This is a genomic window from Pedobacter sp. UC225_65, assembly GCF_042698365.1.
Classification (GTDB): Bacteria; Bacteroidota; Bacteroidia; order Sphingobacteriales; family Sphingobacteriaceae; genus Pedobacter.
Map to the genome: position 1 here is coordinate 2,806,416 of NZ_CP170550.1, position 17,574 is coordinate 2,823,989.

The following is a 17,574-nucleotide window of genomic DNA, read 5'->3' on the forward strand; positions in this document are numbered from 1 at the left end:
GTCGCCCGAATGTTGCAAAAAAGACGATAACGATTCTTCAAAAAACTTTCTTGATGAGCTTTGCAGAAAGTCTAAAGATTTTTACACTACCTCTTGTATGCTAACTGAGAAGCTAGTAACGGTTTGGGTAATACATTTTTTATTGACATAAAAAAAGCACCAATCTTTGTCAGATTGATGCTTTTTCGTAGCCCGTAGGGGAATCGAACCCTATCGTTAAATATCTTTTTATCAATGTTTTACACGCAGTTAAATTTGATGAATCATCGAATTCCCCACTGCTTTAATACGTTTTGACCGTAATTGTCTTAATGCTAATTTAAGAGTAATTAAAGAGTATAAAAAATTTAATTTTAGATTTCTAGCCGATCGCGTGTTCATTAATCTTTCCTGTTCATGTTTCATGAACATTCCATTTAATTGAACGCTTATAAATCATTCCCTCGTCCTGAGCTTGGCTAACAACTCTAGAATATAGTTAGGGTATTCACCTTGAAAATATTCAATGATCAACGGATTTTTTGCAAAAAAGTGGCTTGTTAATTCTACGAATTCTGCAACCTCTATTGCGCCATTTACTTTAAAGAGCTTTTGTGATAACGTCTTTATATGGGTTGTGTTTTTTGCATTATAGTTGAAATCATCATCCCGTCTTTGGAAATACTCCTCTTTTGTATAAAAGTGGATTGCGCCATCAAAATGCCTAAACCGCTTTTCTTTGACATCAAATTCTGCATGGATATACCTGACAGGGTGATATTCCATTTCTTCTTTCATTAAGGTAACCTCCTCACTCTTGAATTCTTCCATCTGGACACTTTTAACCCCATCCTTGGAAGCCCATTTGATGTCCAAACTATACGCCGATGCAAAAAAGAAATCGATATGAGAGCTTTCGATATCCAATGGGGGTCGAAGCTTTACGATCCCATCTGGTATGTCTTCAATGGTATTTTTAAATTGAGCCCCAAACCACATATCGCGTTCCATGATGGTGTAGCCATTCATGTTAATGCGGACACTATCGGGGTCGATCGATAGGTAACACTGTATGCCAGGTTTGGGAAGAGCCCAGAATAGATCGACAAAACTGGGTGCAAAATTATTTGCCTGATGGTAAGATCGTCGAAAATAATAATGTGCCATTAGCATATAGTTCTCGGCATATAGAAAACCGTTCATAAAACGCTTCCTTGGAAACTCCTTCGCCAACCGATCAAAATCCAATAACCCCTCCTTATCGACTGTTAAGCTTTCGCTAAGGTAAGTCGTCAGGTTGGGGTAAGTGGCAATAATACCCGAAGTATAGAAATATTTGAAATTTTCATCTTCAAGATGAATGCCCTTACCCTTACAGAACGATTTAAAAGCATTGATCGTCTCTTTATGGGTATGTAGTTGAGCAAGTTCTTCTTTTCGCAGCCCGTCAAAATAAGTTTTCTGAAAATCCGTGAGTTCGTCCATTTGTTTGTAATGTTTTTAAAAAAATGTTAGCTATCTAATTGTTACCTGGAAACAATATTATTCTCTGCAAGATGATAACAATTTTTTATTCGCAGTTCGCGAATTGCGAACTAACATCCGTATTAAGAAACCGGTAAAAGATCAGCAGGATAATAGATCCGCCAATGCTTATCATAAACTTTATCTTCCATAGCATACTCTAGGTAGAAATCATATTTCATTTCTTGTTGTTCAAAATGTTCCATTTCCTGTTTACTATAATTTCCAGCCATTTGCAGGTAAAAACCAATTGACTGTTGATAAGGATAGGCATAATCAAGTTCCTGTAGATAATCTGCCAATAATCCGATGTCAACTATATCCTTTTTTCGGGCCAAAAAGAAAGCTTTCACTACTTCACCTGCACCACCTACATAGGCCGCCCGCACCACACAATCGATTAGCGTACGTTCAACATCGGTTACCTTGGCCCGTTCCTTTTTTGCATTTCCGATTTCCCTTACCCCTAGCATAGAAGTGGCTTTGCTTTTGAGGAGGACGAATTCAAACCCGTCAAATTTTGTCCTGGAATTGCTCATCTTGCGTTCGTGAGAGAAAGCGTTATCAATTGCTGCCTGCGTGAATGAGCTCTTTTTTGACTTTGAGGGTGCCGCTGATTGCTCCTGATTAATATAAATCACCTCGCCCTCTTTCTCGATTAAACCCCAAAGCCACAAGGCTGAGTGATGGGATAAATATGCCTTGGAAACTCCATACGAAGCTAGATGATAGATAGAAATGTCCGGTAAAATGTAAAAGTCAAACCAGTCGGCACCAAAATCAAGCATTACTTCTTTTACTATACCTTCACTTATAAGCCCTTCTACAAATGCGTTGAAATTCATCGATTTAGGTAAGTTCCAGACTTTTCTTTGTTTAGCGAACACTATCGCCAGCTGATTCGCTTTAAAGATAAGTGGATAGGCTTGTTGGAGTTTTCGATCGATCTGACCGGCTCTCATGGAAATTCTTGGACGATTGCCCATACTATAACAGCTATATTTAAATCAATAAATTTCTATTGGGCAGCTATCCACCTGTTTGACGTTTGGTATATATACCAAACGTCAAACAGGTGGATATTGTTTTAATCGCTTGCTAATTTTTTTTAGCCTTTAAAAAAGACGAGGGATTAAGTTAATAATGGCTCTGCTAACTTTGGTGTATACACCAAAGTTAGCGATAAGTTTCGTAATTTTATAGACCCGTTTTTCATTTTATTTCATCAACGTTATTTGCCATTTGGATCCATTAACCTATTTACTTTCTAACTTGGTATATATACCAAGTTAGAAAGTAAAGGAATAAGAAGCAAATTTTTCTAAAAATTACCTTAAAATTCAATTCATTTTTACCCAAAGCTTTTCAAAATTAAGCATCAATAATTTACCCAAAGATTTTTAAAATCAATTTTATTTTTATTTATTATAATATATTAATAATCAATTAATTATATTAATATATATAATGATGTTTGTCACCTTTTATCAAAGAAAAGGTGACATAATTTAATTACATTTTGTCACCTTTTGTCAAAATAAAGGTGACAAATTAATTTTAAATGCTATCTTTGAAAAAAGCAATATTATGGCTAGCATCCATGCAGATATAGAAACCACCATCAAGCGCTACAAACGTGGTGATTTGGTTTTTTCCGTAGACTTTAGAAATAAGGGCAATAAAGATGCTGTCAAACAAGCTTTATCAAGGCTCGCAAAAGAAGGTATACTAAAAAGGCTGGGGCATGGAATCTATGTACTTCCTACCAAACATCCTCGGTTTGGGGAAATCCTGCCTTCGGCAGAAGAAGTTGCCGAAGCGATTGCCAAAAAAGAACAGGTAAGGATACAGCCTGCCGGTGCATATGCCTTGCACAAATTGGGACTAAGCATGCAGGTACCCACCAAGCTTGTCTACCTCACCGATGGAACCTCAAGAGAAATCAAAATTGGCAAGACGACCATCAAGTTTAAGGCTACTACGCCTAAAAAACTTTCGTTAAAAGGAACCTATAGCCGGTTGATTGATCCTTGCGCTAGAAGAACTTGGGCTGGATACCCTAGATGAACGAATCGAAGACCGGATAAAGAAACTTTTGAAAGAAGAAGATACCTACTACTCTAAAACAAGACCTAAAGAAAGCAACGGCTAAGATTGCCGATTACCTCTATAAACTTTACTCGGATGATACAATGGCTTAAACTAACAGATGAGGAACGCCGCATAACGCTTGCCCAGGCAGCAACCGCAAGCGCCATTAATGCTAAGTCCATCGAAAAGGATTGGTGGGTCACCCTTACGCTTAAAGCGCTTTTCCAAACCCCATACTCAGAGTTCTTGATCTTTAAAGGAGGTACATCCTTGAGCAAATGCTGGAAGCTCATCGAGCGCTTCTCCGAAGATATCGATCTTGCCCTTGACCCTAAAGCATTCGGCGAAAGCTATGTACCCGAACCTACCAAAAGCTATTTAAAAAAACTAAAGAAAATTGGTTGTGCATTCACGAGCGAAGCGCTTAGGGACGCTCTTGAACAGCAACTGGTGGCGATGGGTATCGATCAAAAGGCCTTTGAATTAACTGCCGAAGAGATTAACTCTTTAATGCGCGATAAAGATCCCCAGACCTTATATCTAAAATATATTTCTCTTTACGACCCCATTCCATACTTGGCAGACGAAGTGAAAATCGAGGTCAGCGTACGGTCCAAGCTTGAACCCCATGAGCAGGTGGCCATTCAAAGTTTATTAACTGAACATTTTCCCAATGAGGCCTATCCCGAAAGCCCAATGGAAATCACTGTGGTCAAACCTCACAAGACGTTCTTAGAAAAAGCGTTTTTGCTCCATGAAGAATTTGCTAAACCAAACAAGGATAAAATGCGAAGTGAACGCATGTCACGGCACTTATACGATCTGGAAAAAATGATGGATACCGAGGTGGCTACAACAGCACTTGCCGACGAAGATTTTTATTTCGCTCTTATCGACCATCGGAGCAGGTACAGTGGACTTACGGGTGTAGACTACAGCAGACTAAGGTTGGAACACATCGATTTCTATCCCCCTGACCATCTTTTAGAAGCTTATCATGCCGATTACCAGACGATGAAAGAAGTAATGATCCATGGGGATTCTTTAACTCCAGATGATCTTTTTGCAAGAATCAAGGAGCTTGTTGAACGTTTCAGGTCTACGACATTTGCAGAAGTCGCTGCACCAGTAAAGGATAAAAAGAAATCATAATCATTTCCAGCAGCTAATCCGAACACTACTTTTACATCTTTAGTAAAATGCTAATTCCTCACCTCGTAGGAGCCAACACGAGAACACGGGCGGGGAAAGTGGGCAAGCGTTTCGTAAGGCGCAAAGGAGCGGGGAAGAGAACTTAATGAAATGGCTTGAATTTAGATCTCCCCTCTTTCCAGAGATACTTGTGAATTAAATTGGGCGACTAGCGCTTCCATGTTCTTACAGAACAAGATCGCCTCTGGATTGCCATCCATTGTAGCAATCACCTTAGCAGCCCCAAAAGCTATCCTGAGCTTTTTAGAAAAATTATCCAGTTCTATAGATTCAGCTTCTGCATTTATTTTACGTGTCATAGCATTCGACTGCGCCGCATTATTTAGTAAAAGGCCAATTTCAGCAACGAGTTTTTCATTTTCCAGCGTTGGTTTTTGCAGTTTTGCATTTGCAAATTCAATAATATTGGAGCTGAGGCGCTTCAATTCATCCTCAACAGTCGTCCCTTTTACTGAATTGACCTGCGATTCCATCATCTTTGAGATCATCTCCATCAAATCAGCCTTGCATTTTTCCCAGACCGAAGGGTACCCTTTCCCTCGACATCAAGTTTTAAAAAGCTGGTTCTTTCTATCTCTTCTTCGCTAAAATCCATCATACGCAGGCTAATTGTTGAACAGTTTCAAACTGGCTCGCTCCTTTAATGACCAAATGATCACCAGAATGCTGGTGGTAAAGCTCAGAAAGTAAGCCTACAATCTCCTTTATTTCTTCCTTAGAATATTCTTCCATATTAAAGAAAAGAGAAAGTGGGGTTACAGCACTAGCTGTGAGTCTTGCATAAGGGTTGAGCGACTTTTCTTTCAGCTCAAGTATTTTTGCCTTGGATATTTCCAACTCCTCTTCAATATTTAAGCTCTGGCTAGCCGCCCTTGACTGATCATCATGATAAAAATGCTTTGATAGGGTTTTTAAAGATAAACCAGTACTCAATTCAATATCATCCCTTTGTTGCCTGTCAAACCCTTCAAGTGTAGAAAAAAGTAAATGGATAGTATCAATAGATTTTCTCTTTCCATGACGGATGGTCTGTTGATGGCTCAATTTAAGTGCCTTTTCAGCTAGCTTGGTTAGTGGAACGTTTCCGATAAGAGCTGCAACAGGCTTTTCTAATTTACGATGTGTCTCTTTTCTGAGTAATTCAGTAAGTTTTTCAAGATCAACACCGGTAGCTTTCATGCTTCGTAGTGCGCCGTTTTCGCCTCTGAGCATACTAAGAATAAACATCTCAGGAGTGATTGCACCAAATCCCATCTCAAGGCATTCAAGTCTTGAGTCGGAAATGACATTTTTGAGCGATTCGCTGAACTTAGATTGTTCCATAATTAAATATTGAAGGATAGTGAACTCCTTACTAAATTAAGCCTAAATCATATTTTTCCATACTGTTGTAGGCCAAAATTTGTAAAGCAAATCCGTTCTCCTCTGGATCTTGGTAGAGATTCAAATTATAAAGCGACGTGTCAGCTCCAGAGAAATCATACGGGCTATGCTTTTCATTAAGGTACCATTGCATACCAGTCCAGGACCGGTTTGCGGTTATGTCATCGATATTATGCTGCTCAAGTTTGGTCAGCCCACTAACATCTTTACCATAGATACCAGCGATTTCATCTACAAGATCTAGAACTGCTGGCATATTGACTTGACCAGATGAAAAATAAGTTACCTGTGTATAAGTTTCTAGGCTATAAACCTCAACCGCCGAAAAAAGCCTAATGTATACCTTGTCAAATAGCCCAAGTTCCAGCTCATCCAGTTCAAAAAGGTAGTCAACAAACTTCACTCCTCCATCTTCCAAAGTTTCTTCCTTAGATATTGCCTTATCAAAAGAAAAGAGATGCAGTGGCTTATTCAAGATGTTGATCAGAGTCCCGTTACTTCTGATCTCGGTATCCTTTTCCAGATTAGCCCGTAAGGTGATAGAGAATAATAACTGACGAAGCGGACTAATCTTATAATTTAACGAAGAGGTAAAACCATTCCCACTCCATAAATGCAGGATTTCATCTTTTTCACTAGTAAACTTCGTTTTTGACAAACTCACTACCTTATCGGTTTCCCTAAAGGATGAAAATCGTTCATCCTCAATCAATCCCTTGCCCAATACTTCCTCCAGATACCCAAACAGCACCAATATTCTCTTTGGATTGCGTACCTCGTTGTAGAACATCAATCGGATACTTCCCCGATCATCGTGTTTAATCAACAACGAACCAAACATACCGAAAAAAGTCTTGTGATGAACCTTTTCGACTTTAACTACACCATCAATTAAGTCATCAGCATTTTCCATTAGCTCCTCGAAAGGCGCCACGGAAACCTCTTTTTGTCGCAAACTAAGAGCTGTAAGATAGTCCTGCTTATTGACACTGATCTCATTTAGAAACTTTTCCAAAGACTTTTTGTCTGGATCACCGGAATTTAATAAACTTGAAAGCATGCATAAAAATAGCAATTTACTTTATATTCGATTCCCAATAGCGTAGATATTTCGGTCCAACGTGAAATCATGGTCGATGTCGTTTTTACCTAATATTGTGTACATTGCATGTTCAACCGAAGGATATGCTCTCAAAAATTATCTTTGCAAAGCCAACCGATCTCGATGACATACTGAAGATTTGGGGACCAAATAGACAGACACTAGGGCTTATGCCCAAAGATGCTTTTAAAGAGAGTATTAAAAAGAAATGGGTGCTGCTATGTCAAGTTAACAATTCTACCATTGGATATCTCCAATTTCGATTCACAAACAGGACCCAGACACTTTCAATTGTTCATCTATGCATTGAACAAGAACATCGCGGCAAAAACTATCCAGAATTGATGGTCAATAAACTGGTGGAGGAATTTCAATATCGCTCAAGGGGTATTAAGCTAAATTGCAGAAACGACTACAAAAAAGCTGAAGCGTTCTGGAATAGGTATGGTTTTCAGCCGAAAAATAGACAGCCCAGCAGAGGGAGCGACCGTAACATTGAACTCGTAACATGGTGGTATAATTTCGGTCAAAATGATCTGTTTTCAATTAACCAGAGTGATAAAGTGAAGGCAATATTAGATTTTAACATATTGGCTAAACTTATGGAGCCCTATGACGATGATCCTGCAAAGGATCAAATAATCGGTCTTGTTAGTGACTGGATTACCACCGAGGTTGACTATTATTATGCATCAGAGACAATAAACGAACTGTTTCGTGACAAGGATAAAATAAGGCAGGAAAAAACTCGGCAGTTCTTAAAAGACTATACCGAGCTCAATATTCATAAACCAAGCTTAAAAGAGCTAGAGAAAGAACTCTCAGAAATCTATGTTGGAAAATCAGACAACGATATTTCGGATAGAAGGCAATTAGCGGAGGCCATTCTCTCTGGCTTTCCTTATTTCATTACTTTAGATGCTGGAATATTAAAGCATCGAACGAAGATTGCAGCAAAATACCCTTTGAAGATCGTCGAGCCTTTTCAACTGGGCTCTGAGATTGATTTCACGATCAATGCCATGGACTATTATCCAAGCCAGCTCTCGGCAAACAATTTTACTTTCGCTAAATTATCTCCACAGGATCGCGACTGTCTAGAAGGCTTGTTTTTGAGCAACGGTAATGGAGAAAAAAAGTCATCGTTCAAATCAATGGTAGATGCAACGATAGCAAAAACCAACGGCGCTGTACTTATTATTAAAGAAAAGGATGCTATTGTTTCAATGATCGCTTACCATTTTGAACCAGAATATCTTCAAGTATCGCTTATCCGAACAAAACAGTATGCTCTAAGGCAAACCATATTCATGCAAAACGTAAATGATCTGGTAAAATTAGCCGTTGACAATAGCAAAAAATTCCTAGCATTTACCGACTCCTATCTCACGCAAGTCGAGGCGCAAATCCTGAACAATTATGGCTTTTTTGAGGTTGATGGCAAATGGGTCAGGGGTATAAAAAATGGAATCACAACAATGCAACAGCTGGAACCCGAACTCAAAAGTTACACTGCAGAAATTCCACCATTGCTCAATCTTCTATCAGGAGGTGATAAACAATTGGGCAGCCAATACTATTTACATATGCTGGCTTTGGAAAAAGCATTGTGGCCTCTTAAAATTTTCGATGCAGAAATCCCATGTATCATCGTACCGATAAAGCCTCATTATGCCCGGGAGCTGTTCGACACAAAAGCTGCAAAAGCAGAACTTTTTGGGGTACAGCCAAAGTTAATATGGAATAAAGAAAATGTTTACTACCGGAATGTGCAGCCCAATGTCGAGAAGTTTCCTGCTAGAATCTTATGGTATGCGAGCGACAGCAAATATTCCACCCGTGCTAAAGGCATTGTATGTTCTTCATATTTAAATGAAGTCATAATCGGTGGTGCCAAAGACGTATATAAAAAATATGAACGGTTCGGAATATATTCTTGGGAAAAGGACATTATGCCATTAACTAAAAATGTTATCAATCAACCAATCAAGATCCTTCGCTTCAGTGATTCGGAGTCCTTCCAAAAAATAGTGACGTTAAAAGAAATCAAGCAAATACTTGCAAAAAATGGAGAAAAGGACAACAACTTCCAATCGCCGATGAAAATAAAAAACATTACTTTTATGCAAATATATGCCCAAGGGAAAGGGATTAAATTTTAACCATGAGCAAACTACTTTTAATTTCTATCAAGGAAAAATATGTTTCTAAAATCATTTCTGGTAAAAAAACCATTGAACTTAGAAAAGCACAACCGAAAGTAAAGGCTGGAGACACAGTCATTATCTATACTACCCAGCCTAAAAAAGCGGTTACCGCGGTGGCAACTGTGAAACAAATCATCAAACTAAGCCCAGAAAAAATGTGGGCAAGTCATAAGAACGCTTTAGGAATAGTCAAGGAAGAATACGATGACTATTACAAAAACTCCAGCGTTGCGGTGGGAATTGAACTTTGTGATGTAATAAGATTGGATGCTGAAATCTTACTAAGTGCCATTAAAATCATCCATCCAAGGTTTACCCCCCCTCAGACTTTTAAATATTTAGATAAATTCCAAACGCTCCGCGACTACAAAAACCTTTCGAATTAGATTAGGACATTGATTGAAGATCACTAGCATCCTATTGAAAGATTATCTTGCTAATCTCTCTAGAACACTCTTCCAGGTTTCTGAATAAATTTTTAAGGAGGCATGCCTGCATTCAATAATTAAAGCAAATGCTTCTAGATATTTTCTGATCGGTTCATATTGCTTCTCCCTAAGGTTCTGTAGATTTTCCGGAACTTTAATAGCTTTATATAAAATAGTAAGTATTTGCTTGTTGAAATAATGTCTTGAGCCCGGCTGCATGGTGTTCAAAGGTCTACTTGGCACTAAAAGTTGGACTTCTTTCCTTAGCGCAATGAACTTTTTGTCCCCACTCATCAATTGCGCTAAAACATCGAAAATTTTTGGTGCACTTTGTCTACCAACATTTTCAGGAAGGCTATACCTTTGGTTAAACTGTGATCTAGCAAGTCAATAACGGTTTGAGCATATTGTCTGTTAAATTGTGGAAATGAACTTGTCGCCAAGGCCCTATTTCGCTGATATTTCAAGAGGAATTCAAGAAAAAACACCCTTTTACAGACCCCCTCTTCGGTATTTTCTGTCCGGATCAGTTTATTGACCCAAATGATAGCATTTTTTAGCGCCTCATTTTGTTCGCAGTACTCGCGGAGATAGTCAACCATCATCAAAATCAGGTCATCAGAGTATGGCATTCCAGCTTGCAACAAAAATACCTCTCTCCACTTTGTGTCAAAAATATAATTTTCTATAAGTATTGGTGTACGTTTTGGGGAATGATAAAAATATGCCGTGAGATATTCCTGAATAGTCAAATGTGAAAAGGAATAGATGTCCGGTGCCCTTTGTACCAATAAACCTTGTTGCACTTCAATTGCTTCCAAGATTTTGGAAACTGGAGGTAGCTTAAGGTCAAGCGTATTCAATAAGAATTCCTTGATTCGATCTTTGAGTTCGTCTGAATAAAAGAAACTTTTATCCTTTTCATAGAAATGAGCGGCAATTTCCGCGAGCATCTCCACTTCGATATCAGCATTAAGTCCTTGGTAAACCTCTTCGTTATGGATCCTCTTTTCAGCTGACCATTTTTCAAGAAGAATATACATTGCCCTTTTATATAAGCTACTTCTATTAGCAGGAAAATACTGCCCATCATCGTAAGTTAGACATAAGAATGTCAATAGCAATGGGGTGCGTGCCAATTCTAGTGTTTGAATATTTTTCTGATCGAACAATAGTTCTTGAAAACGTTCAAAGGTTTTACTAGTAATATCCTTTTCTTGACTAAACCAATTCTTAATAAAGTTCTGGATTTGATCATCATCAAAGCTTGCAACCTGAATATCGGTATAACCATTAAGGAAGTTTTTATAAAAAGCAGTTCTGCATGAAGTAATGTAGCGATTAAGTGGATATTTATCAGTGAAGTCTTTTATCTGCTCTATTACGTTTTCCAAATTACCTCCCGGAACCTCATCCAAACCATCAAGAAGTAATAACAGTTTGCCTTTCTTCAGAGCGTTATTGACAAAATCGTTGCTTTGAGGAAATTCGGCTATCTCAAATTCATCCTGAATATGCTTTTTAAGGTTAATATTACCGTCCCTAAACTTTTTAAGTTCTATAAACACAGGTATACAATCGTGAACATATCTTGAGGAGTCGATCTTTTCATCATCCACTAATATGCTCAAACCAATTTTTTTTAATAAAGTTGATTTTCCCGACCCGGGTGCTCCTAGAACATTGAGCTTATCATATGTATTTGCTACGAAAAAAGCATCTAAGGTTTCTAGACGACCATAGTCTCCGCGTTTCTTTCTGAATTCATCTTCATAATAGTGTATTCCCTGATCTGCAAAATCCATGTATGCAGGAATTAACTTTACCTTAGTGTAGATCTGGTTTAGAGGCATCGGCTCTGGCATTCCAAGTACTTTGATCGCCCCGTTTCTGCGAAAGTAACTTTGGTAGTAATTGTTCAAAGCGGCCCTGGCCTTAACTTGATCAACTACCTTGGTACCTAAGCCTGACAATAAAGACCAAGTTAAAGTAAAAAGAGACGTCGCCGTTTGTTCAACTAGTCTTTCAGAAAGTTTATTAGTCATAAACGTCGAATTGTTTTTCCAAGGTAACAAATTAATGTCATCAATTAAACACGATGATTGACATGAAAAAATCTAGGTTTAAAAATTGTGATGCTTAAAAATGATGGCATTTCGCAAGGTGCAAACGAGCGGAGGGGAATGGAATTAATAAGGATTATCTATTTTATCCAAAATACGCTGTGCATCTGGAATACTTGTATATGTACATGTGATGTCCGGCTCTTGTTGATCTTCATTGTCGAACTCATCAATAAATGCTTCGATAGTCACTTCTGCAGTCTGTGTCGTGCTCATGCTTACCCGAGACTTATTGGCCCTTACACCTAAATATCTGTCGTCTTCCTTGTTGAAAAATGCAATTGAATAATCCTCATACATAACGTCAGTGGAGAAATCGATGTCATAGTCGAACTGAAGCACAAATTCCCCACTTGCAATATTATCCTGCACTATGAAATATTCATGGATTTTGATAGTAGAAATCTCAACATCCTCTAACTCAAGTTCGCCTAATTCGTCGACAATCTTTTCAGAAAATGCCTCAGCAACCCTATCTTCTATTAATACCTCATATTTTTTGAAGAACTTACCTATCCAAGCTGTCCGTTTTGTTTTATCATTATTTATGAGGTTCAGCATATCTTTGAGCGCAGCAATGGGCAATATATTCTTAGATCCTAGCCCCTCCATATCTGAATCCCCCGATATTAGGTATATTTTCTCATTGTGCTGTGCACACCAATGTTCGATCGCAGAAATGACAATCGCATCAGGGAATTCATGTTTCTTCTTTCCTTGTCCAAATGGCTTGGCCTTTTTAAAATATTTCGTAACTACATCATTCAGGTTGGCAGTATCATAAGGAAGCATAGTAATTCGCGATTCATCCAAAAACTGCTGTAGATCATCTGCAATCTTCTTTATATTCTCAGGAACCTGTGCCTTGGGAAGATCTAAATAGGGACGGTAAGCAACAATATTTTTTAATATCTTACCTTTGTTTAAGAGTTTTTTCTTAAATTCATTAATGTCATTTATGGCTTCAATAATATCATTCGCTGCATTATCCATGATTTCCTGACGGGTTATTTCCGTCATATACAAGTTTACAACACCTGACTTTCCGAAATCGGAAAGGCGTTTTAGATTTTCGTTTTGGAAATAATTGTTAGAAACAAAAACTTGGGTATCTATATAGATATTTCGGGTTTTGAGCATTTACTAAAATAGCATTTTATAGGGACTAAACCAATCTGACAATTCTTAAAGTTATAGCAGCGTTTATATCCCCCTCCCATAACTCTGATCTTGCTCTTGCTCCCTCTTTCTCTTTGGCTTCTTTTGAGCAACCAAGCCCGAATCCTGCCCATATTCGGGCCTCAGCAGAATCTCCAGAAGATTATCCAGTTTCAGCGCTTTATCCGCTCCAACTTCTTTGTCAACAAGACCGCTTTTCCTAATCTCCTTATGCAGATCCAATTTCTGCTCCAAGTTCCCGTTCTTCTGGATATTCGCATATCGAAAAGTATCTTTCAGATCGCGATTAAAACCAAACATTTCATCAAATAACCTTTCCCCAGATTGCTTAAAAGCCGACCGATCGAACTGTCCCAATTTCTTAGAGTGCTCGATATTCTTGCCGCGCGATTTGTTCATCGGACTGAGCTTAATCGAATTGGTGATGTCCTTCCTGGAAACAATGACTTGTACGTGCCAATGTCCGCCCGGTTTTACAGTGCCCGCTTTAACCAAACCTTCCTTCACCACTTTATCCCGAAAACTATAATACCGGTGATGCTCCAATTTAGCAAACCACAATAGATCTTCATTGCCCACAATCCCCGAACGGTTAAAATTCTTGGCATACTCATCCATCACCTCGAATGCGAAATCCTTCAACTTTTCCTTGGCCAGCTCCTCGCCAAAATGCTCAATCAGAAACCCGAGCTCTTTTTGGCTCGGACTGATATTGACCAAAAAGAACTTTGCATCATCTTTACAGAGCCTAGCCACATTACCATCCAGTTTACTGCGAACCAGATAGGATTCAATCGAATCGGAAGTATTGTTAAACCATAACTGTTCGACCTCTGAAAAAAGCCTGTTCTCTTTGTCCAGATAATGTACCAGCTGACCACTGCTCCCTTTGTTATTACCCGTTTCGCTGGTGGTGATATTGATGAACATAAGCTTTAAAGTTCCTCCACTTGTCTTTTCGACCTTTCGATCAACTCCCGTTTCTCCGCTCCATCAAACCTGCCAAGCGAATCTCTCGATTGGGTATAATTCTCCAGTATCCTCATAAACCGTTTCTTCAATTGCAACTTCTCCTCCATCCGGTTATAGACCATCCGGATCAGTTTATCGGTCTCTTTGAACTTTTCCATCTGCGCGTTCTGGTTATCCAGCAGCTTCTTATTCGAGGGGATCAATTGTTCGTTGAAGAACTTAACGATCTTTTCTTGGCTGGCCACCATGCGCCTGGACTCCTCACGCATGGGAATCAGCAAATCCTTTTCCTGCACCTTGATAAAACTGGTATAGGCATCATGGTTTTTGGAAAGCGTCTTTCGCAACAGCTCATCGCTGATATCCAGTGGATCCTTTCCTGTGCGATAGAAATAATCTACCATCTGGCAGAAGACCATGAGCTTGCTACGCCCGAGCTTCCTCGCAAATTTTTCCAGTTTCACATTTACTTCCGCTGAAAAGCGGAGCGACTTGCCATTTAAATTCCCCATAGCTCAATTCATCATTCATTCCAACCTAAACCAAATGGTATACCAACCAGTATACCCAAACCAACTTCAATAGCACTTTAGAAAAGGAGAAGTATGCCCGGAGCATACTTCTAAGTCCCCCAGCGCAGCGTGGGGCAAGCAAAGTAGGGCGTAGCCCAACTTCCGCTTGCTCCTTTTCTGAAAGGAAAAGGACAGACCCAACTACCCAAAAATCTATTCCAATGCAAAAAGATAAAACCAAAAAACAATACCTATTTATCCTCTTCCAAAAGGATTTGAACCTTACTTCCCATAAAGGAATCAAAGGAAGGCTCATAAGCGATATAGCCCAGACGCACCAGATTCTCCCAAACATTTGTGGTAGGTCGCATTGGCCCTAATCTTTGAAAACTGCATCAGCTTTGATCGGCTCACTTGAAAAACAGTTCCAACCCCACCCTCTGGACTATAATGGAAAATGGCCATAAATAACGCCACATGCGAAGGCAGCAGCTGCGCATCGGCAGCTGCACGCCTGATAAATTGATCTACCGGAAATGCCGATTTCATACCCACAAATTAATCCAACACCAAATCCTAAACCGTACCCTTGCTCAACATCTTCTCGATATCGCTTATCCTATAGAACATCGTCCCACCAACCTTGGTATAGCTCAGCGTGCCGTTCACCCGAAGGTTCTGCAATGTACCGGGAGATATCTTCAGCATCCTGCGCACATCGGCGCTCCGCATCCATTGCTGCTGGGTAGTCCCAACATTTTTCACCTTCAACATTACCCCGATCTCTTCAAGCATTTCAGCTTTGAACTGCTCCAGGTCTTCTCTTGTCATTAAATCCAATCTTGCCATAACTTCTCTTTAATTCTACATCAACCATTGATAACTCCAATCCTATCAAAATTGACCATACCATTTATTTATGTTTGACAATCCTTAACCTCATGGTCAAGCAATACATAAAACTAGTCATGGAAAAAAAGCCCCCTTGGGTACTCAAGGGTACTGCCCAAAGATTATTTATCGCTAAAAAGACTCGCCTACATTGCGGTATATAGAACCCTACCCCAAACCTCATGTCCCATGTTGTATTTATAGGGAAAATATAGGGACAAAAAATGCCTACCGATGGAATGTGCGTTAATATAAAAGATAATTAAAGAGAGCTGGTCTAATAGTTTATTCTATTTTTCAGGGAATATGTCTGAGACTTTAATTTCGAGACAATATCTGGATCCGAGGAAATCCTGCTGGCCACTTCAAAAGCATCCAATGCGCCTTTAAATTTTTGTTCTTTTGCAAGGGTTTTAATTATACCATCAATGACACCAAATTTCGCTCTAAGTCCACGATCTTCCCAATCGACAAAGCCGCTGAATCTTATCCATTCTGGTAACTCATCTTCTAAAATGGTGGTATCGAGATAACAGTAGGGGCCTGCTATCCCCTTTTTACTGCCTCCGGCATCAGCAATGTAAGCCTTTGCAAATGCGAAATTTGCCTGGAGCTCTGGAAAGATATCGAAATTTGCCCTTGTCATCAACGAATGGATGATTGCCTGTTCCTTGGACATTTCCGATTTATCAAGTTTACCTAAAATAAAACTGCCAATACCATCAATCAGGTGTTGCTTGATTTGGGAGTGCTTCCTGATTCTAAAACCAGTTGCAATGACCATTCTTGCCCCAGGATAACCATTTTTTCTTTCCACGCCATTGATATGCGAGTAGAGCTTAAAAGCGCGGTAGATAAAATCAAAGGTAAGTTCTCTGCTCCGCGGAGAAAGACCTCGGAAGACGATTGCACCATCATTCATGACCATGCTAGGGAATATTTTTGAGGATTTCTTTGCTACTTCATCATGAAATAAAGTTATGCGTTTCAGTGCGTTTAAGGTCTCCGTGTTAAAAGGTTCGAATGATCCTTTCTCCAACATGGACCCATAACCCAACAGATCGATCCAAGCCGTAATCGCAACTTCAACTTGCCGATGTTGTCCCTTTTTAGTTTTTGGAGCGATCATTTGTAGCTAATTTATAGATATAGTATCAATCATGCAGTTGATGGGCTAGTTTTTCTGCTCAGGCTTTAAATAGATAGGATCGGAAGTATTCACGCCTGATTTGTCATTAATGATCAATTCAAAAGCAATTATGCGTTTCCATGGGATCCTGATAATTCTTTCGATAGGTTCATTTCTCACTGCGAGCACTAAGAGTTCATTACTATTGAAATTAATCTCCAATGTACTATGAGCGCCAGCAATTTCAAATCCCCCTTCAATCCAGAATTTAATGACATAATCGTTTCTGGGTGTGAAAATCTGTTCCTCACTTCCTTTAAAACTTGGATGTGGCTCGATAAAATATTTCAAGTGTTGTTTAATGACTTTTCTGCTCATAAGATAAAAATAGACAAAATCTAGGGTGTGTCATTAAAACATGTACAGATATCCTGCAAGATTGCTCTTAGGTTCCATGGCCTCTCTTTTACTCCACAACATGCCAAAGACCTCCTGAACGATATCTTTTGCATCCTCTCTGTTAGCAAACTTTTTAGCCGCATGAAGATATAGAATGCTGTTATAGCGTTTGAAAATCTCGGCAAAAGCTGTCCGATTGACTCTTGCTCACAAGAACGGAAAGGTCAAAGTCCGAAATTTTGCTATAGTCTTGCATTGGGCAATACGGTATGCTGTAATTTACGAAAAAGAGCAGGCAATATTAAATAAAAAGTATCGGATTTATCAACACTGTTAATTTTCCAGAAAAAAAAGAAAGCGGAAACGGTCTTTTGTTCGACTGTTCCCGCTCATCTAAATTAACGCTCTCAAATATATAGACGCCACTTTTAGCTAAATATTGT

17 protein-coding genes are annotated in these 17,574 nt (G+C 39.1%); 4 read left to right on the forward strand and 13 right to left on the reverse strand.

All coding sequences use genetic code 11. From position 1 onward, the window contains the following. Nucleotides 1–435: 435 nt before the first annotated feature. Together ACFJIZ_RS14715 and ACFJIZ_RS14720 are read right to left on the reverse strand one after the other, a co-directional pair. Complete coding sequence (locus ACFJIZ_RS14715; protein WP_379085516.1) at nucleotides 436–1,464, reverse strand: hypothetical protein; 1,029 nt, start codon at nucleotides 1,462–1,464, stop codon at nucleotides 436–438. Between the two features lie 122 nt (nucleotides 1,465–1,586). Further along, nucleotides 1,587–2,489 (reverse strand): hypothetical protein, encoded by a 903-nt coding sequence (locus ACFJIZ_RS14720; RefSeq protein ID WP_379085519.1) that lies wholly within the window; start codon nucleotides 2,487–2,489, stop codon nucleotides 1,587–1,589. Between the two features lie 601 nt (nucleotides 2,490–3,090). Between ACFJIZ_RS14720 and ACFJIZ_RS14725 the strand changes: the two genes are divergently transcribed. Further along, nucleotides 3,091–3,570 (forward strand): DUF6088 family protein, encoded by a 480-nt coding sequence (locus ACFJIZ_RS14725; RefSeq protein WP_379085522.1) that lies wholly within the window; start codon nucleotides 3,091–3,093, stop codon nucleotides 3,568–3,570. A gap of 117 nt (nucleotides 3,571–3,687) precedes the next feature. Continuing rightward, nucleotides 3,688–4,746 (forward strand): nucleotidyl transferase AbiEii/AbiGii toxin family protein, encoded by a 1,059-nt coding sequence (locus tag ACFJIZ_RS14730; protein WP_379085524.1) that lies wholly within the window; start codon nucleotides 3,688–3,690, stop codon nucleotides 4,744–4,746. A 161-nt stretch (nucleotides 4,747–4,907) separates the two neighbouring features. On the opposite strand, the gene ACFJIZ_RS14735 is transcribed toward ACFJIZ_RS14730, so the two are convergent. The 3 genes from ACFJIZ_RS14735 to ACFJIZ_RS14745 all read right to left on the reverse strand — a co-directional run bounded on the left by ACFJIZ_RS14735 (nucleotide 4,908) and on the right by ACFJIZ_RS14745 (nucleotide 7,249). Further along, nucleotides 4,908–5,300, reverse strand: coding sequence for a hypothetical protein (locus tag ACFJIZ_RS14735; protein ID WP_379085526.1), 393 nt, complete (start codon nucleotides 5,298–5,300; stop codon nucleotides 4,908–4,910). Nucleotides 5,301–5,400: 100 nt separating this feature from the next. Beyond that, nucleotides 5,401–6,129: a hypothetical protein gene (locus tag ACFJIZ_RS14740; protein WP_379085529.1), complete on the reverse strand. Its 729-nt coding sequence runs from the start codon at nucleotides 6,127–6,129 to the stop codon at nucleotides 5,401–5,403. A 31-nt stretch (nucleotides 6,130–6,160) separates the two neighbouring features. Continuing rightward, a complete protein-coding gene (locus ACFJIZ_RS14745; protein WP_379085532.1) occupies nucleotides 6,161–7,249 on the reverse strand; it encodes a hypothetical protein in 1,089 nt (362 codons plus the stop codon). A 125-nt stretch (nucleotides 7,250–7,374) separates the two neighbouring features. Here ACFJIZ_RS14745 and ACFJIZ_RS14750 point away from each other — a divergent pair, with 125 nt between their 5' ends. Both ACFJIZ_RS14750 and ACFJIZ_RS14755 read left to right on the forward strand, forming a co-directional pair. Then, a complete protein-coding gene (locus ACFJIZ_RS14750) occupies nucleotides 7,375–9,453 on the forward strand; it encodes a GNAT family N-acetyltransferase (protein ID WP_379085535.1) in 2,079 nt (692 codons plus the stop codon). 2 nt (nucleotides 9,454–9,455) lie between these two features. After that, nucleotides 9,456–9,884 (forward strand): ASCH domain-containing protein, encoded by a 429-nt coding sequence (locus ACFJIZ_RS14755; RefSeq protein ID WP_379085538.1) that lies wholly within the window; start codon nucleotides 9,456–9,458, stop codon nucleotides 9,882–9,884. A gap of 344 nt (nucleotides 9,885–10,228) precedes the next feature. Here ACFJIZ_RS14755 and ACFJIZ_RS14760 read toward each other — a convergent pair whose 3' ends face one another. The 8 genes from ACFJIZ_RS14760 to ACFJIZ_RS14795 all read right to left on the reverse strand — a co-directional run bounded on the left by ACFJIZ_RS14760 (nucleotide 10,229) and on the right by ACFJIZ_RS14795 (nucleotide 17,110). After that, nucleotides 10,229–11,971, reverse strand: coding sequence for an NACHT domain-containing protein (locus ACFJIZ_RS14760; RefSeq protein ID WP_379085541.1), 1,743 nt, complete (start codon nucleotides 11,969–11,971; stop codon nucleotides 10,229–10,231). 144 nt (nucleotides 11,972–12,115) lie between these two features. After that, complete coding sequence (locus ACFJIZ_RS14765) at nucleotides 12,116–13,189, reverse strand: PIN domain-containing protein (protein ID WP_379085544.1); 1,074 nt, start codon at nucleotides 13,187–13,189, stop codon at nucleotides 12,116–12,118. Between the two features lie 63 nt (nucleotides 13,190–13,252). Then, complete coding sequence (locus tag ACFJIZ_RS14770) at nucleotides 13,253–14,158, reverse strand: DUF5712 family protein (RefSeq protein WP_379085547.1); 906 nt, start codon at nucleotides 14,156–14,158, stop codon at nucleotides 13,253–13,255. Nucleotides 14,159–14,163: 5 nt separating this feature from the next. Then, complete coding sequence (locus ACFJIZ_RS14775; protein ID WP_379085550.1) at nucleotides 14,164–14,712, reverse strand: BfmA/BtgA family mobilization protein; 549 nt, start codon at nucleotides 14,710–14,712, stop codon at nucleotides 14,164–14,166. A 312-nt stretch (nucleotides 14,713–15,024) separates the two neighbouring features. Next, nucleotides 15,025–15,261, reverse strand: coding sequence for a hypothetical protein (locus tag ACFJIZ_RS14780; RefSeq protein ID WP_379085553.1), 237 nt, complete (start codon nucleotides 15,259–15,261; stop codon nucleotides 15,025–15,027). Between the two features lie 27 nt (nucleotides 15,262–15,288). Continuing rightward, nucleotides 15,289–15,561 carry a helix-turn-helix domain-containing protein gene (locus ACFJIZ_RS14785; protein ID WP_379085556.1) on the reverse strand — a complete coding sequence of 91 codons (273 nt, stop codon included), beginning with the start codon at nucleotides 15,559–15,561 and terminating at the stop codon, nucleotides 15,289–15,291. A 319-nt stretch (nucleotides 15,562–15,880) separates the two neighbouring features. Continuing rightward, complete coding sequence (locus ACFJIZ_RS14790; protein ID WP_379085558.1) at nucleotides 15,881–16,732, reverse strand: hypothetical protein; 852 nt, start codon at nucleotides 16,730–16,732, stop codon at nucleotides 15,881–15,883. A 45-nt stretch (nucleotides 16,733–16,777) separates the two neighbouring features. After that, nucleotides 16,778–17,110: a hypothetical protein gene (locus ACFJIZ_RS14795; protein WP_379085561.1), complete on the reverse strand. Its 333-nt coding sequence runs from the start codon at nucleotides 17,108–17,110 to the stop codon at nucleotides 16,778–16,780. Nucleotides 17,111–17,574: the final 464 nt, after the last annotated feature.

Coding starts and splice junctions, on each gene's coding strand:
- ACFJIZ_RS14715 (WP_379085516.1), bottom strand. CDS start 1,464: ATGGACGAACTCACGGATTTTCAGAAAACTTATTTTGACGGGCTGCGA.
- ACFJIZ_RS14720 (WP_379085519.1), bottom strand. CDS start 2,489: ATGGGCAATCGTCCAAGAATTTCCATGAGAGCCGGTCAGATCGATCGA.
- ACFJIZ_RS14725 (WP_379085522.1), top strand. CDS start 3,091: ATGGCTAGCATCCATGCAGATATAGAAACCACCATCAAGCGCTACAAA.
- ACFJIZ_RS14730 (WP_379085524.1), top strand. CDS start 3,688: ATGATACAATGGCTTAAACTAACAGATGAGGAACGCCGCATAACGCTT.
- ACFJIZ_RS14735 (WP_379085526.1), bottom strand. CDS start 5,300: ATGGAGATGATCTCAAAGATGATGGAATCGCAGGTCAATTCAGTAAAA.
- ACFJIZ_RS14740 (WP_379085529.1), bottom strand. CDS start 6,129: ATGGAACAATCTAAGTTCAGCGAATCGCTCAAAAATGTCATTTCCGAC.
- ACFJIZ_RS14745 (WP_379085532.1), bottom strand. CDS start 7,249: ATGCTTTCAAGTTTATTAAATTCCGGTGATCCAGACAAAAAGTCTTTG.
- ACFJIZ_RS14750 (WP_379085535.1), top strand. CDS start 7,375: ATGCTCTCAAAAATTATCTTTGCAAAGCCAACCGATCTCGATGACATA.
- ACFJIZ_RS14755 (WP_379085538.1), top strand. CDS start 9,456: ATGAGCAAACTACTTTTAATTTCTATCAAGGAAAAATATGTTTCTAAA.
- ACFJIZ_RS14760 (WP_379085541.1), bottom strand. CDS start 11,971: ATGACTAATAAACTTTCTGAAAGACTAGTTGAACAAACGGCGACGTCT.
- ACFJIZ_RS14765 (WP_379085544.1), bottom strand. CDS start 13,189: ATGCTCAAAACCCGAAATATCTATATAGATACCCAAGTTTTTGTTTCT.
- ACFJIZ_RS14770 (WP_379085547.1), bottom strand. CDS start 14,158: ATGTTCATCAATATCACCACCAGCGAAACGGGTAATAACAAAGGGAGC.
- ACFJIZ_RS14775 (WP_379085550.1), bottom strand. CDS start 14,712: ATGGGGAATTTAAATGGCAAGTCGCTCCGCTTTTCAGCGGAAGTAAAT.
- ACFJIZ_RS14780 (WP_379085553.1), bottom strand. CDS start 15,261: ATGAAATCGGCATTTCCGGTAGATCAATTTATCAGGCGTGCAGCTGCC.
- ACFJIZ_RS14785 (WP_379085556.1), bottom strand. CDS start 15,561: ATGGCAAGATTGGATTTAATGACAAGAGAAGACCTGGAGCAGTTCAAA.
- ACFJIZ_RS14790 (WP_379085558.1), bottom strand. CDS start 16,732: ATGATCGCTCCAAAAACTAAAAAGGGACAACATCGGCAAGTTGAAGTT.
- ACFJIZ_RS14795 (WP_379085561.1), bottom strand. CDS start 17,110: ATGAGCAGAAAAGTCATTAAACAACACTTGAAATATTTTATCGAGCCA.